Raw genomic sequence first — 15675 nt, 5'->3', positions numbered from 1 at the left:
TCAGTCCTGTTATTTGCTGGCACTGGAGGTCACCCTTTATGGATGTGTTCGGGAGTGGAACATTTCAGCTTAAGCGCGTTAGCATACCAGTGAAAAATATAACCATGCTTTGCTATTAGCAATACTTCTGGCTACAGGTTGGAATCGATCCGGCAAAAAAGAAGTAAAGACCCGATAATCAGGTCTTAGTAACCAAGTTTATCCATTTCAGGCAGCACATCGGTGCTAATGTCTGTAAAGTTCTGGATGCCGCCAGTCCATGCTGCCATCATCATTGCGTCCAGTACTTCTGCCCTTGTGGCACCGTGTTTCTTGAGCTTCACAAGGATCTTCTTGGCACTGTTGGTGTTGTTCTTTGAACATGCTATGGCGAAGACCATCAGGTGCTTGTTCTTCATTGAAAGGCCGTCTTCCCTGTCCTTCCAGATAGCCTTGTAGAATCCTGCGAGTCCCTGGCCGAAGTCATCGTCCATTTCCTTTGCCATCCTGATGGCCTTTGGCATGGAGCCTTTGACCTGTTTGATCTCTTCTGTGTCTGTCATGAATATCACCTGATCTGTGTCCAGTCGGTCACTGCTGCAGGCGGGTTGAATACCCTTGCTGAGAGTTCCTTGTCGATAATGAACAGGCCGTTACCTTCCTCGCCTGCAAGTTTGAGCTTGTCGATGATCTCATTGTCATTGCCCTCTTCCTCGATCTGCTCGGTGATGTACCACTGGAGGAAGATGTGGGTTGCATGGTCTTTCTCTTCGATGGCAAGGTCCACGAGATCATTGATTGACTTTGTGATGAACTGCTCATGTTCAAGTGTTGCATAGAGCATGTCCAGTGCAGTGCCGAACTCCTGTGGTGGTTCGTCGATCTGCATGAGTTTGACAGGTGCTCCCTGATCGCTAACATAGTTGTAGAGCTTCATGGCATGCAACATCTCTTCCTGGTACTGGACCATGAACCAGTTCGCAAATCCGTTAAGCCCGATGTTAGAGCTGTAAGCTGACATTGCCATGTAAAGATATGCGGAATACATTTCCTTGTTTATCTGCGTGTTAAGCGCATCTGTCATCTTTTCACTTATCATTTTAGAGACTCCTCCGTAGTGATTTACTGTAGTTCCATTTCAGCACAGGCTCCCCGATAATTCCCTTTCCCCTTGAGCCTTTCGAATGGGATTTTTGTTTTGAAAGTACAGTGAAATATGGTTTCAAACTGTATAAATGGTTATCTGTATTGGCTGCTTTGACTTCCACCGTCTCAACAGTCTTTTAGTTTACCCCGTTGCATCTCATTCTCTTCTCATGAACATAAATGCAATTCCCAGCATGATCAATGTCAGCAAGGAGCCGACAAAAGGTATCTCGGTAATTCCCCTATCGTTTATGTAGTTGATACAGATGTTATTTTCAGAAATATTTGCAACGAGACCTTTGCCATTGTCGAATAGATGATTTCCACTTACGGTATTGTTATTGCTGGAATCTTCAAGGAACTTGCAATATTTTAAATCATGTGTTATGATATCGGTGTTCACTGTCTTATTATTGGATTGATTGAGGCTGATGCCGTGGTGGTCGTTCAGGTTTGCAGTATTGTTAATAATTGTGTTGAAGGTGGAAGATTTCAGATATATCCCATGCAGTTTGTTCGAGTTTGCAGTGTTTCCCTCTATTCTGTTGTTACTGGTTTCATTCAGATAGATACCATATTGTTCGTTCGAATTTGCAGTATTATTGATCAATGAATTATGGTCGCTGTAATAATACAACATGATCCCATGGTTATTGTTCGAAGCAGTGTTGTTTCCCAGATAATTTCCACTGGAAAAATGGTCAAGGTAGATTCCATGTTCTCCGTTTGAATTTGCTGTGTTGTCTTCCAGAAGGTTGTAATGGGAAGAATCAAGATAGATACCCTTACGTTTGTTTGAGTTTGCAGTGTTATTAATCAGTGTATTATTCTCAGAATTTACGATACCTATGCCATTTTCATTGTTGGAAACCATGTTATTGATGAAGGTATTGTTGTTGCAGTAATAGTTCGTACCAATACCAAAACCACTGTTCGAAACATTGTTATTGCCAATCAAGTTGTTATTGCCTTCAAAAATAAGAATTCCAGCTTCACTGTTTAACACAACGTTGTTGTTGATTTTGCTATTGTTGGAAAATGCCATCATTATGGGAAAATGATTACCTAATACCGAATTATTTTCCAATTTATTGTTGTTGGAGAGCAACAGAAGGATACCGACGCTGTTGTTATACAACTTATTATTTGTAATGATACTATTGTAAACTTCACTGTCATTAGTAATTACAAATTCAGGAGCTCCATCAATGTATATTCCCGATGCTTCGATTACACTTTCTGTAATATTGGTACCTGTTATATTAAATCCACTAATTGTCACATTATTTGCAGTTACATGAAATACGTGATCATTTGGGTCTGCGGCTTGAACAGTCGTATCATCTGGATTTCCAGATTCTGCTATTATTGCTAACTCCTTGTCCACATCAATATTTTCGGAATACTTTCCAGGATAAACAAGGATCGTATCACCATTGTTTGCAGCGTCGATGGCTGCCTGTATAGTAGTATAATCTGCATTCCCACTATCGCCAACAATAATCGTACTCGCTGCTACACTATTCGATGTTACTATCAAAAAGATAATTGTTATTGCAATATAGAAGGTGTTACCTGATTTCATTTGCATTTATTCCCACGCCCAACATTGTCAATATATTTCAATGAAGTTGTATATTAAGACATCGCGCAAATATGTTAACTGTGTGGGGTATAGGGGTTGAACCATAGTCGTATTTACTCGATAAATATAGAATATGAGGATGGGAGCTAACGGACTTTTATCAACTGGCTGTGATCCTTCACTGCTCATCTCAAATGGTTTTATACTTTTGAGGAGTAGTACATACAAGAACTACCATTGAGAGAGCGAACATGGAAGATATCAAAAAAAGAATCCTGAATAAGATCAAGCCATCAGATGAAGAAAGGGAGTACCTTACAAAAGTGGCAAATGAGCTGATGTACAAGATCGATAGCATCACCTTCAAGGTCGGCCTGATGGGTGTGAAGACCCAGCTTGTAGGCTCGGCTGCCCGGGGCACCTGGATATCCGGAACCCACGATCTCGATATATTCATCATGTTCCCCGATGACACAAGCCGCGAGGACCTTGAAAGCTATGGTCTCTCCGTTGGTCGCCAGATAGCAAAAGAGGCGCAGGAGTGGGACGAGCACTATGCTGAGCATCCGTATGTCAAGATGAAGTACGGTGGCTTTGATGTCGATCTTGTTCCATGTTACAGCGTTTCCAGTGCAGAATGCATCCTTTCCGCAGTGGACAGGACACCATTCCACAACGAGTTCATAAAAGCAAATCTCAGTGGTCGCGAGGACGATGTGCTGCTGCTCAAGCAGTTCATGAAAGGGACCGGTGTCTATGGTTCCGAGCTTAAGACCGAAGGATTCTCAGGTTATCTCACAGAGCTTCTGGTGATCAGTTACGGTTCTTTCGAAAAAGTGCTGGAGGCTGCTTCTGAGTGGCGTCCGGGTCTGCTTCTTGACCTTATGGAGCATGGTGCCCAGAAGTTTGAGGACCCTCTTGTTGTTATCGACCCCACAGACCCCAGAAGGAATGTGGCTGCAGCACTCTCACTGGATAAGTTCTGCACATTCATTGATGCTTCCAGAAGCTTCCTTGAGGATTCCGATGAAAGCATGTTCTTCGCTTCTCAGGAACCTCCACTATCCGATGCTGAGCTGCTGGACAGGATGGACCTCCGTGGAACATCACTGGTAGCAATCGTTTTCAAGACGCCGGATGTGGTGGATGACATCTTCTACCCTCAGTTCGCTAAGATGGAACACTCTATCATACCACTGCTTGAGAAGAACGAATTCACTGTCCTGAAAGCAGGCAAGTGGAGTGGCGAAGATTCCGTCGTCTTCCTTGAGCTGATCTCAAAGACGCTGCCTGATGTGAAAAGGCACAGGGGTCCACCTGTATGGGTGCGAGCTCATGCCGAGGCTTTCAGGAGAAAATATGTGGACAACCCGGACGCTTACTCACTGACCATTCAGGACGGTTTCTATGTTGCTGAGATCCCTAGAAGATATACTGATGCAGTAAATCTGCTGGAATCCGAGGTTGCAGGATGTTCTCTTGGAAAGCACATCTCTAAAAGCGTAAAAGAAGGTTTCACCGTTCTTGAGGGCGAGCAGATCCTTGATCTCAAGGATGAGGGATTGCGAAGTTTCCTCAACGGATGGCTCTGAGAGTCATCTGTAAATATCCCGTGGAAATGATAGGAACGTTGAATGTCATGATCGATTTAGAGTTTCCCCGGTCTGCAAAGGTACTTCATATCATTTGATACCCTTCCACAGTTTTTGCAATAGAATTTTGCACCTGTGACAAGTTCTTTGAATTCATCTTCCCTTTCTCTGATGTCCTCTTTTTTCCATGTACACATGTTTCTTGGCACACATAACATCTCCTGACAATGCAATTTTAAAAATAATGAATTACATTTATATCAATGCTTTATTAAGATTAAAAGCTGGTGTTGATCGAATTTGTTGAAGAAGATCGTTTTTTCTAAAGGTAAGTTACATTGTATGAAGAAGTTTGCAAAAGGGAGATAACCCATTAACTCTCAATTCTCATGTAAGTATGGGGAGAAATGAAAATGTCAGATGAAAATAAAGGTATTGAGGACTTGTCCGGAGAGGTTTATACTATTCAGGATGCAGTGAGAGATGGCAAATTCATTGACCTTGGTAAGGTTTTAAGTCCTGATGGGAATCGATTGGCTCCTCCTTTCTTTGGTTATGTGAGCAGGGGAATAATGGAAGCAGGAATGTTCGAAGGGGATGGAGAGACGGTGAATATGCCAAAATTTTTGGACCTGATTCGAAATTGTAGTTTGCTTGTGAGAACATTAAGCCATGGCTTTGAGGATCCAGTTGAATCGAGTTATATCGGCGAGGTCGAGTTCCCGGATGGAAAAATGAGAACTGTGGACATGGAAATGTATGAGGATGATAATTTTACTTTGATGTTCCCACATGAAAGATTATGAATATGAGACTGGAGAGATGAAGCAAGGGGTATGTTATTTCAAGTCATTGAGCAGGACAATATCACAGTATGTGGAATGATATGCCAATTATAATTAGACAAGCCCTTCAAGCCGCTTCTGATAGAACAGATATTGCTGGGCATACCCGCAATACTTCCCGAAGTAGTGCCTGCCCCAGTTCCCTATTTTTGTCTTGGTAGCCTTTCCTTCAAAAAACGGATCGTCGCCGTAATAGGTCCTGACGATCTTCTCCACGTGGGTATCCACAGGGAAACCTTCCATCTTATCGAATGCGAACAGCACGATGCAGTCAGCGACCTTCTCACCGATACCCTCCAGTGACATCAGTTCTTTCTTTGCGTCATGATAGTCAAGCTGGAACAGTTCATCAAGGACAATGTCCTCGGTGACTACTGCGTTTGCTGCTTTGATTATTCTGGCCGTCCTGAATCCCATCTTGCATTCACAGAGATCATCGCAGCAGGTTGATGCAAGGTCTTCTGCTTTCGGGAAGCTGTAAAGGTCGTCTTCCAGTTTTTCCCCGAACATTGCTGAAAGCATGGATATGTTCTTCTTGATCCTGGGGATATTGGATGCGGTGGCGAGCATGTAGGAGATAAGGCATTCCCAGGGTTCCTGGCGTATCAGGCGTAATCCGCGATACTTGTTGATGGCAATATCCATGTGCTCGTCTTTGTTGATCTGCTCGAATATCGCGGGCAGGTCGTCGTCGAGTCGGAAATACTGATAAAAGAAATCTTCATCGAGGGATGAATCGACCAGAAGTTCACCTGTCTTTGGGTTCTGGCTTATGCGGGCAACGGCATTGTTGACCACGCCTGTCCACCAGTCACCGTCCTTGTCCCAGCGGAACACCTGGCCGCAGTCAAGCGTATAGTCCAGGTCGAAATCCTCTGTGCTGATGGTGTACATCTCTGGTCAGATCAAAAAGAAAAGAAATTGAAGTATGGTCTTATTCGACCATGCTTCTTCCTGTCTCGAAAGCCTTTACGTTGGTATCGATGGTCTTTGGAGGAACCATTTCCTTAACGCGCTCAAGCAGGGTTTCTGTCTTGACCGGCAGGAAGTTGGAAACTGCTCCCACAAGCACGACGTTCATTGCCTGCCTGCTTCCGGCCTCTGCTGCCATCTCGGTAGCGTTGAAAGCGATGACACGGTGTGTTTCCTTCAGCTTTTCCACGATGCTGTCAACGGAAGGGTATGGTGCCTTTCCTGTTGTTACAGTTACCGGGTAGACTGATTCGGTGTTCATGATAATGACACCGTCATCTGCGAGGAACTCGATGTAACGCAGGGCTTCCACCGGCTCAAGTGCCAGGAGGCAATCTGCTCCCTTGAGAGGGATCATGGAACCAAGCTCGCATCCAATACGTACGTGGTTGACCACTGAACCGCCACGCTGTGCCATTCCGTGAGTTTCTGCTGCCCTTACGCCTTTTCCTTCAAGGACTGCTGACCTGCCGATGATGTCAGATGCAAGGATGGTTCCCTGACCACCGACACCTGAGATCACAAGATCGAATTCAGAAGCTTTGCTGCTCATTTCTGCACCTCCACGATAGCATCGAACTTGCAGGTCGCACTGCAGAGTCCACAGCCTGTGCACATTGCATTGATATGTGCTTTCTTTGTTTCCTTATCGAACTCGATTGCAGGACATCCGAGGTTGACACACATTCTACATCCGATACATTTCTCTGTATCTACCTTGAAAGGTACACGTCTGACACCAGCTCTGCGAGCGTGGATAACACATGCCTGTCTTGTGATGACAACAGCTGGACCTTCAAAGTCCTTTGCACGCTTGAACACTTCTTCGGTTGCCTTGACATCGTATGGGTCAACGGTTTCCACGAATTCGGCACCGAGTCCGCGGCAGAGGAGTTCCATGTCGATCTCCTTTGTAGGCTCGCCTGTGGATGTGAGTCCCATGCCAGGGTTTGGCTGGTGGCCTGTCATTGCGGTGATACGGTTGTCAAGGATGGTAATTGTGATGTTGGACTTGTTGTAGACAGCGTTGAGCAGTCCGTTGATACCTGTGTGGAAGAATGTTGAGTCTCCGATTGAACAGCAGATCGGCTGCTTCTCACCTGCATCGTAGATTCCTGATGCAACGGTGATGCTTCCACCCATACAGAGTGTTGTATCGACGGTTCCGTTCTGTACACCGAGCGTGTAACATCCGATATCACTTGGGAACACAGCTCTCTTGCCGAATACCTTCAGCATTGCATGGTAGGTAGCACGGTGTGAACATCCTGCACATAGTGCTGGTGGCCTTGGTGGAAGTTCAAGTTCCGGTTCAGCTATTTCCGGAACATCGACTTCGATGCCGAATGCTTCTCCCATTGCTTTTGTACATTTATCGATGTTGAGCTCGCTGACCCTTGGGACGTATCCGCCGGTCTTTCCGAGGATCTTCACAGGGCTTTCGATGTCCTTTGCTATGACCTTGCAGCGGTCTTCGACTATCGGCTCAAGCTCTTCGATGACAAGCACTGTCTCGCACTGTTCGTACATCTTCTTGATAAGACCTTCAGGAACAGGATATGCTCCGATCTTCAGGAATGATGCTTCCAGACCGAGTTCCTCCATTGCTTCCTTGGCATATACTGAGGCTAGACCGGATGCGATGACACCGATCTTTGAGTTCTCGTTTATGGTAAGCTCGTTCCATGGTGAGTTCTCAAGCTCCTCCATGATTCCTTCCTGTATTCCAAGAAGGTGCGGGTGACGAATTACTGCATTGGCAGGTACCATTACCCAGCGTGAGGTGTCCTTTTCGAACTTTGCCTCTGCCTTGTGATCGGTGATAGTTCCAAGCTCGATCTCGGACTTACCGTGTGATATCCTTGTTGTTGGCCTGAAGATCACAGGGATCTCGAACTTCTCGGAAAGCTCGAATGCGTATGGTATCATGTCCTTTGCTTCCTGTGGTGTGGAAGGGTCGAGACATGGCATAAGTGAGAATTCGGAATACTTACGTGTGTCCTGTTCATTTTGTGATGAATGACATGCAGGATCATCAGCGACAATGATGATCATTCCGCCCTTGACACCCATGTAGGCCAGTGTCATAAGAGGGTCTGCTGCAACGTTTAGACCGACGTGTTTCATTGTTACCACAGAACGCACACCTGTCATGGCAGCTCCTGCAGCAACCTCCATAGCAACTTTTTCATTAACGGACCATTCAACGTAGAAATCACGTTCTTTCATTGCAGATAACGTGTCAACGATCTCAGAAGAAGGCGTACCGGGATACCCGGAGATAACTTTACCTCCTCCTTCCACGATACCGCGTGCGATCGCCACGTTTCCAAGCATATACTCGCGTGTGCTCATGTTAATCTCCTGCCGTTTTGATAATAGTCCATCATTGATAAATATGTAGGTAAAATCCGGCAGGCGATTCTTTTTTGGAATGTTTGTTGTTGTACGTTGGTGTATGGGTATTGGCTATTCTCGCGATTGTTCAGCTTCTTCATGATCCGATTTTCCAACCATCAATTAACATAATCGATCTTGCTTATCACTTTAAGTCAGTTTCAATCAGGAGGCCACCTAACAAATCCAATCTGGATTCTCCATAATATGGATGTGGATTGTCAAATTCTTCTTTAATCAATACATCGATCGATATGTAATAATCCTTTCCAGATTCCAGATCGAAGGTACATTCATATGAGTCAGTTTCCTGATAGTGTAAAACGGTCTCTTCTTCGAATTCCAGATGAGCATTTCTATCAATATATGTTCCATTAATTGGAGACGAGGATTTTATCTGGATAATAACAGGTAAGCTATCTGTCATATCACCTTTATTGGTGTGAAGAAAGGAGTCCTTGTACAAGTAAGTGAGATCCATTGACAGAGTAACTCTTGAATGCGTTTCGTTTATTTTAATAGCATTAGTCTCTGTGTTTTCAATGTAAACATTGCTTCCAGGTAGATCAGACTCAAACGGGAAGTACCAGGCGACGATCACGATCAAAGACATTACTGTCAGAATGCCTAAACCAATAAGGGTTCTTTTCAGCGGGAAATTTATGCTTCTAAGTTTCATGACTACATCCTATATTTGCATTGATAAAGATAAAAGTGAAACAATGTTTCACTTTCTAATTTTTACCGTGCTCTTATATCAGAAAGCAAAGCTCTGCTATATCATTGCAAACTTCAAAAGCTAACCTTGCCTTTTGGCTTGGGGTTTCAGTTATTCCGTCAAGACTGGCTGAACCCCACTAACATCTTTGCGATGTTGTATTATATTCTAACTAAGACACAATATTAATATTTTGTGTCCATATCATCGAACTGAAAAAGACCCTGTTGACTACATGATCATAATATTTAGATTCTTTTTTCACAAAATGATGGTCGAATTTAGGAGAAATGTACGATATCCATTTTGAAACGGATTTCCTTATGGGTGACAATTCGATTTTAACCCAATAGAATTTGATAGTTGCCATTAAATTAAAAAATCTGCAATTGAATATTTCTTATATAATATTTTCTGAGTTTTAGTTATACATTGTATTACTGCCACATCCAAGCAGTTATCCACGGTACTGCCAAAACCATCCTTCTTTTTCCAGTACTTAACCACGTTTATATATTGCTGCGAGAATGTAGCAGTACTGACAAATAACGACGGTGATTCGATGATAGACTTCGCATGTAAGGAATTCAAAATTAAAGATGTTATCAAATGTGCTCTGAACCTGACACGGGCTGACATGAAAGTGCTGGAGTACTTCTTTGAAGAGCCTGATATTTGGAGCAAAACGGAACATATAGCAAACCTGACAGAACTGGACCTTTCAACTGTCCAGAGGTCTGTCAAAAAGCTGCATGAAAAAGGCATACTCACAAAATCACAGAACAACCTTGATGGAGGCGGATATTCATTCATTTACAGGATCAACAACAAAGCAGAGATCAAAGAGCTGATTATGGGCATTGTCAGCAAATGGGTTGCAAAGGTCGAACAGGAACTGGAGGACTGGTGAATGTTTAACACAAAACCATATCTCGATAAGATCAGGCCTTATCTTGGCTCACTGGTTATCATAGTCTCCCTTGGAGGTCTCTGGTATCCGATCCTTGGTTACTTCATGCTCGTCGTCATGGGTACACTGTTCATAACCAGCATCTTCAGAGGTCGCTGGTTCTGCGGGAACCTCTGTCCACGTGGCAGCTACTTCGATTACGGCATCATCAAGATCTCAAAGAAAAGGAAGATACCTAAGATCCTGTCAAGCATGTGGCTCAGGGTTCCTGTCTTCACAGCAATGATCACTCTCATGATGTACCGTATCTCGGTCACATTTGCTGCACAGAACACCTTTGATCTCATTGGTACCATCTTTGTCTCGATGTGCCTTATGACAACCATTATCGGTACAATGCTTGGAGCCCAGTTCAATACAAGATCCTGGTGTAATGTTTGTCCAATGGGAACAATGCAGAGGTTCATTGGCGGTAACAAGTACCAGCTTCAGATGGACCATGACACATGTGTTGACTGCAAGCTCTGTGAGAAGGCCTGCCCGATGGAACTCAAGGTCCGTGATATCGGCAACAACCCGGACTGTATCAAGTGCGGAAAATGTGTTGACAAATGTCCGAAGGATTCACTTTCATTCTAAAATGAAGAGCATATTTTCCAATTTTTCTTTTTTAAATTGGATTAATCTCAAAAAATAACTTAAAAGTTTATATTGAAAAACGACCCAAGTATTAAGGGGGAAGATCGTATGGCAAAAAACACAGCAAACCTCACCTCATCTCAGGAGGAAGAGCTCGGTGGCATATTCGGCGACCGGGTGAATTTCAGCAAACGTGAAAGACACTTCTATTGTCATGATGTCGGAGCACTTCCGTCAATGGCAAAGATGATGTTAGGAAACACCGACCCTGCAGCGATAGTAAAACTTCGCACAGAGGATGATATTGTCAAGCTCATGGGCTTTGCCCGCAAACATTCTATTCCTGTTGTTCCCCGTGCAGGAGCATCATCCGGTTACGGTGGTGTCATTCCCACAAAAGGCGGTATCATTGCAGATGTCAACCTTTTGAATGACATCATATCCATCGATGCTGAGAACATGACAGTCACAGTCGGTGCAGGTATCGTATGGGAGCGCCTTGAGAAAAAGCTGAACGAAAAGGACTTTTCCGTGTGTGCCATGCCTTCAAGTGCCCCTGCAGCAACAGTGGGTGGGTGGCTTGCACAGAACGGTATCGGTTACGGCAGTTATGAATACGGCTGGTCCCAGGACACCATGGTATCTGCAAGGGCAGTACTGCCAAACGGTGAGGTCAGGGATTTCACAGGCGATGAAATGGACAGCCTTATCGGAAGCATGGGAACTGTTGGTATCATCACACAGATCACCCTGAAGATCCGCAAACTGGAAGACACAGCATCCATCTCAGCTGAATTCGCGGATTCAGAATCCCTGCAGAAGGCCCTTCTGGCAGTAGCTGCAGAAAAAGTGCCACTATGGTCAATATCATTTATAAATCCCGATTGGGCAGGCATGAAGAATGAAATGCCATTTTCAACCCACCACGGCGAACCGGTGGTCGAGGACCGTCCGGAATTGCCTAAGTCATATATTTGTAACTTTATTTATCCTGAGTCAAGGGATGTTAGTGCCCTTGAAAATATCATAACCAGCAATGGTGGCAAGGTTCTTTCTGAAGATATATCCAAACACGAGGCTGGGGAATGGTTCCGCTCCATGAAGGTCAAGAGACTTGGTCCTTCGTTCATCCCTGCAGAGATCATTATCCCTGTGGACAAGGTTGGCAAGGTCTTCAATGAGATCAAAGCTAAGGTCGATCTCCCTGTACTAATAGAAGGTATGGTTGAAAAGGAAGGAAACGTGATCCTCCTTTGTTTCATTCCTCACTCCGAGAGATCCTTCAAGTTCAACCTTGCATTCACACTCGGTATCAGCATTATCAAGATCGCCGAGGAGAATGGCGGAAGGATCTATGCTTCAGGTCTCTACTTCGCAAAGGAGGCAGAGAAGGTCTACGGCGACCGCCTGAAGAAGATGCTCGCCCTGAAACAACAGGTCGATCCGGATGACATCATGAACCCTGAGACCATCTCAGGTAAAGGAATCCTCAAGGCCGGTATCTCAATGTCCAAGGCATTCGAGCCGATCATGAGGTTCGTCGGGAACAGAAGCGGTGTAGGTGAGGAGACCTTCAAAAAGCAGAAGGACATCCCCGCAGACATCGTATCCCATGCATACACCTGTGCCCAGTGTGGTTACTGTGTTGAAGAGTGTGACCAGTACTACGGTCGCGGTTGGGAATCCCAGTCCCCCAGAGGCAAGTGGTTCTTTATCAAGGAATACCTTGCCGGCAGGGACAAGATGACACAGGAACAGGTGGACACTTTCCTTGCCTGTACGACCTGCGAGCTCTGTGACCACAGATGCCAGCTCGACCTTCCGATCAATGATTCCTGGATGACAATGAGGGAAGAACTGGTCGTGGAACGTGGCATGATGACAATCCCTCCGTTCGAGATCATGGCTTCCAGCCTGCTCAAGGAAAGGAACATCTGGGGAGAGTATCTCAAGAACAGGGAAGAATGGATGCCTGAGGACCTCAAGCCAAAGATCAAGGACAAGGCTGAATATGCTTACTTTGCTGGATGTACTGCATCATTTGTCGAGAAGGATATCGCAGAAGCTTCAGTTCGTCTGCTGACCGATGCAGGAATGGAGATCACCTATCTAGGCAAGGAAGAGTCCTGCTGTGGTATTCCTATGCTTGCTGCCGGTAAGTGGGATGTTTTCGAGAAGATCATGAGAATGAACATCGAGAACATGAGGAAGAAGGGTGTAAAGACCGTTATCACATCCTGTCCTGCATGCTGGCTGGTATGGGACACTTTCTATCGCCAGTGGGCTGAGAAGCTGGGCATCGAGTACGATTTCGAGGCAAAGCACTATTCACAGGTCCTTCAGGACAAGCTCGATGTGCTCTCCGAGAAGTTCGTCACACCTCTTGACAAGGTTGTCACAGTCCACGATGCATGTCATATGGGCCGTGCCGGTGGTATCTATGAACCACCAAGAGACCTCATCAAATCAGTTCCGGGCGTTGAGCTGCGTGAAATGGAGCACAACAGGGACGAAGGTCACTGCTGTGGTTCAGTCCTGACACTGGTCGCAGATCCGGATGTTGCTAACGTCGTCGGTAACATGAGGCTGAAGGAAGCCGAGGATATCGGTGCTGACATCATGGTAGCTGCATGTCCGTGCTGTCAGGTACAGTTGAGGATCGCTGCAGAGAAGAGCGGAAGTCCGGTTGATGTCCAGGATCTTTCAGCAACAGTAGCCCGCAGTATGGGATACGATATTCCTGATACTACGAACACTGCGCTTACTGCATGGATCACATTCGACCAGATGATCCACCTGCTCAAGCCTGAGAACATGACCGATCTGATGGTGGAACTCCTCCCACAGATGATGGCCGCAATGCCTGCTCCGCTACGTGGTATGATGAAGATGGTCAAGTATGTACCGGGAATGGACCTCATGATGAAGCCAATGATGCCGGTCATGATGCCAATGCTCCTGCCAGGCATAATGCCAAAGGTCATGCCCGACATGCTCGAAGCAGTTGGCAGGCGTGTTCAGATGTCTGACGACCTGAGAGAGCAGATGCCTGATCTTATGCCAGAGGCTATGGGGAACCTGATGCCTAACATGCTTCCACAGATCATTCCACTGCTGACGCCGAGGATGATCAAGTACATCAAGGAAGCTATGTGAAACAGACAGGATCAGGTTGCAATAGGGCAATAGTACCAGCCAATAAAGTCTTTTAAAGAGGGCAGGAGGGAGTTTTTCCTGTCCTCGCTATTTTCGAAATCCAGAGATGTTACATTTCCTTCTCCGAGATAATATGATCGTGCTATCAGATACATAAGGTCGTTCTTTTTATCGTTAAAATTGGTCGTGTCTTTTGTACCGTAATATGTTATGAAATAATCCTCGCTCGTTTCAAGGAACGGGTTTTCATAGACGATGAAGTAGCCGGATGTTTCTGTTCCTTCGTATTTGGTCGCATCAAATACCCGTGGTCCATTGGTAGGTTGCCAATTTTTACCGCGACTGTTGATGACTTCATCCAGTTCGTTTGTGATATTTATTTCTAGAATCTCTACCTGTCCGGATTCCTTTAAGTATTCTGATAAATTGTTCTCTCCTTCCAGAAAAGAAGATTTCTTTTCGAAATACCACACACAAATGATAGTGGAATTTGAGTAGCGACTGGATGCTGAGTATTCGGAAATAGCCGGGAATAAAGAAAGATCTGCTTCATTATCTCCAGCTCCACCCGGCAGATACCATTCCTTCATGATCTCAGCAGGTGCCAATCCCGGGCCAATTATAAGATATGTGGATGCTACATAGATGGAAACAGCTAACAGTGACAGTAAAAATAGTATGGATAATCTTTTTCGAGTTCTAAGAGCTTGAAGCATCTGATATCACCTGAAAAAGAGAAGGTGCGATAAGTGAATCATTTCTCGCTTTTCTTTGTTTTCTTAGAAGCTGCCTTTTTCTTCTTTTCCTTTTTCTCTTTCTTCGGCAGGGAACTCACATAGCTATACGATATGTCCAGCCATTTCCTTAACTCGATCCCATCATCGTACACTGCCGGAGGTATCAGGGCATATTCCCTCATGCGCCTGCCGTTTGGTGTAAAAGGTGCTGCTTCGTCGTACTCATCGTAGAGCTTCTGCTGGTCTTCTTCCTGCAGGCGAAGCATGATACCGTTGCCATGAACACCGATGAACATGTTTCCGTTCACGAAGTAGACAGGGCTGCCGAACATCTTCCGGAATTCAACTTCATAGTCGGATACGGATTCCCCTATCAGTTCCCCAAGTTCCTCTGAAGCTTTCTTCCATTTTGTCATACTAAAAAGTATTGAGAAGATGGGATATATAAGTAACGTCAGAATGGTAATTTCAGAACTATATATGTAATCAGTTCTCTTTCTCATCCGATACCATATACCCGTTTGCTGACAGCTTTTCAATTGTTGCTTTTACATCAGCTTCTCTGACAAGTATATAGTCAGTGTTGTAGGTGGAGATCACAAAGATGCTGATCTTTTCTTCTGCAAGAAGATTGCTGATACGTGCCAGTATCCCGATCAGGGAGAAATCCAGGGGACCTTCGACCTTGAGACATTTCCAGTCCTTTTCGCAGATGATGCCGGATGGTATGTTCTCCTCCGGGCAGACGATCGATAGTTCCTCTGCTGTTCTGGTAATGGAACAAATTTCATTACTATCTGCCCATTCAGGTATGGAGTTGTCTCCTTCGAGGCGGCAAACACCAAATTTGTTTTTCAGCAGTGTCAGGTTGAGTATATTGTTCTTCATTTGTATCAGATCGCTATCGTTTTTGTCACATGTTACGAGTATAATTTTCATCCAAATAAAATAACATGAAATTTGAAATAGGTATTATTGGATATGTAAAATAAGTTCGTT

The 15675-nt window shown here is 44.8% G+C and carries 16 protein-coding genes; 5 read left to right on the top strand and 11 right to left on the bottom strand.

Annotation, left to right across the window (positions count from 1 at the left end; translation table 11 throughout):
* Positions 1-185: 185 nt before the first annotated feature.
* The 3 genes from WOA13_RS05980 to WOA13_RS05970 all read right to left on the bottom strand — a co-directional run bounded on the left by WOA13_RS05980 (position 186) and on the right by WOA13_RS05970 (position 2716).
* Positions 186-542: a carboxymuconolactone decarboxylase family protein gene (locus tag WOA13_RS05980; RefSeq protein WP_342127040.1), complete on the bottom strand. Its 357-nt coding sequence runs from the start codon at positions 540-542 to the stop codon at positions 186-188.
* A 5-nt stretch (positions 543-547) separates the two neighbouring features.
* Complete coding sequence (locus tag WOA13_RS05975; RefSeq protein ID WP_342127039.1) at positions 548-1078, bottom strand: ferritin; 531 nt, start codon at positions 1076-1078, stop codon at positions 548-550.
* Positions 1079-1282: 204 nt separating this feature from the next.
* Positions 1283-2716 carry a right-handed parallel beta-helix repeat-containing protein gene (locus WOA13_RS05970; RefSeq protein WP_342127038.1) on the bottom strand — a complete coding sequence of 478 codons (1434 nt, stop codon included), beginning with the start codon at positions 2714-2716 and terminating at the stop codon, positions 1283-1285.
* A gap of 245 nt (positions 2717-2961) precedes the next feature.
* Between WOA13_RS05970 and cca the strand changes: the two genes are divergently transcribed.
* Positions 2962-4302 carry a CCA tRNA nucleotidyltransferase gene (gene cca, locus WOA13_RS05965; RefSeq protein ID WP_342127037.1) on the top strand — a complete coding sequence of 447 codons (1341 nt, stop codon included), beginning with the start codon at positions 2962-2964 and terminating at the stop codon, positions 4300-4302.
* 56 nt (positions 4303-4358) lie between these two features.
* Here cca and WOA13_RS05960 read toward each other — a convergent pair whose 3' ends face one another.
* Positions 4359-4511, bottom strand: coding sequence for a hypothetical protein (locus WOA13_RS05960; RefSeq protein ID WP_342127036.1), 153 nt, complete (start codon positions 4509-4511; stop codon positions 4359-4361).
* A 204-nt stretch (positions 4512-4715) separates the two neighbouring features.
* Here WOA13_RS05960 and WOA13_RS05955 point away from each other — a divergent pair, with 204 nt between their 5' ends.
* Positions 4716-5108, top strand: a complete 393-nt coding sequence (locus WOA13_RS05955) for a hypothetical protein (protein ID WP_342127035.1) — start codon at positions 4716-4718, stop codon at positions 5106-5108.
* 93 nt (positions 5109-5201) lie between these two features.
* On the opposite strand, the gene WOA13_RS05950 is transcribed toward WOA13_RS05955, so the two are convergent.
* The 4 genes from WOA13_RS05950 to WOA13_RS05935 form a co-directional block, all read right to left on the bottom strand.
* Entirely contained in the window at positions 5202-6041 is an 840-nt protein-coding gene (locus tag WOA13_RS05950; protein ID WP_342127034.1) for a DNA-3-methyladenine glycosylase family protein, read from the bottom strand.
* A gap of 40 nt (positions 6042-6081) precedes the next feature.
* The gene (locus WOA13_RS05945; protein WP_342127033.1) at positions 6082-6672 is read right to left on the bottom strand and encodes an indolepyruvate oxidoreductase subunit beta; all 591 of its coding nucleotides are present in this window, start codon (positions 6670-6672) and stop codon (positions 6082-6084) included.
* Positions 6669-8474 carry an indolepyruvate ferredoxin oxidoreductase subunit alpha gene (gene iorA, locus WOA13_RS05940; RefSeq protein ID WP_342127032.1) on the bottom strand — a complete coding sequence of 602 codons (1806 nt, stop codon included), beginning with the start codon at positions 8472-8474 and terminating at the stop codon, positions 6669-6671. Before iorA ends, WOA13_RS05945 begins: the two co-directional genes overlap by 4 nt.
* A 187-nt stretch (positions 8475-8661) precedes the next feature.
* Complete coding sequence (locus tag WOA13_RS05935) at positions 8662-9195, bottom strand: hypothetical protein (protein WP_233083764.1); 534 nt, start codon at positions 9193-9195, stop codon at positions 8662-8664.
* Between the two features lie 601 nt (positions 9196-9796).
* Between WOA13_RS05935 and WOA13_RS05930 the strand changes: the two genes are divergently transcribed.
* From WOA13_RS05930 to WOA13_RS05920, 3 genes are all read left to right on the top strand, one after another.
* Positions 9797-10144: a MarR family transcriptional regulator gene (locus WOA13_RS05930; protein ID WP_342127031.1), complete on the top strand. Its 348-nt coding sequence runs from the start codon at positions 9797-9799 to the stop codon at positions 10142-10144.
* Positions 10145-10783, top strand: coding sequence for a 4Fe-4S binding protein (locus WOA13_RS05925; RefSeq protein ID WP_342127030.1), 639 nt, complete (start codon positions 10145-10147; stop codon positions 10781-10783).
* 108 nt (positions 10784-10891) lie between these two features.
* Entirely contained in the window at positions 10892-13939 is a 3048-nt protein-coding gene (locus WOA13_RS05920; RefSeq protein ID WP_342127029.1) for an FAD-binding and (Fe-S)-binding domain-containing protein, read from the top strand.
* A gap of 11 nt (positions 13940-13950) precedes the next feature.
* Here WOA13_RS05920 and WOA13_RS05915 read toward each other — a convergent pair whose 3' ends face one another.
* The 3 genes from WOA13_RS05915 to WOA13_RS05905 all read right to left on the bottom strand — a co-directional run bounded on the left by WOA13_RS05915 (position 13951) and on the right by WOA13_RS05905 (position 15615).
* Positions 13951-14655 (bottom strand): hypothetical protein, encoded by a 705-nt coding sequence (locus WOA13_RS05915; RefSeq protein ID WP_342127028.1) that lies wholly within the window; start codon positions 14653-14655, stop codon positions 13951-13953.
* Positions 14656-14693: 38 nt separating this feature from the next.
* Positions 14694-15092, bottom strand: a complete 399-nt coding sequence (locus tag WOA13_RS05910) for a TfoX/Sxy family protein (protein ID WP_342127027.1) — start codon at positions 15090-15092, stop codon at positions 14694-14696.
* A 70-nt stretch (positions 15093-15162) separates the two neighbouring features.
* A complete protein-coding gene (locus WOA13_RS05905) occupies positions 15163-15615 on the bottom strand; it encodes an ACT domain-containing protein (RefSeq protein ID WP_342127026.1) in 453 nt (150 codons plus the stop codon).
* Between the last annotated feature and the right edge of the window lie 60 nt (positions 15616-15675).

The organism is Methanococcoides sp. LMO-2 (assembly GCF_038432375.1).
Taxonomy (GTDB): domain Archaea; phylum Halobacteriota; class Methanosarcinia; order Methanosarcinales; family Methanosarcinaceae; genus Methanococcoides; species Methanococcoides cohabitans.
Note: the sequence above shows the minus strand (reverse complement) of the source record. Positions and strands in the feature narration are given on the sequence as shown.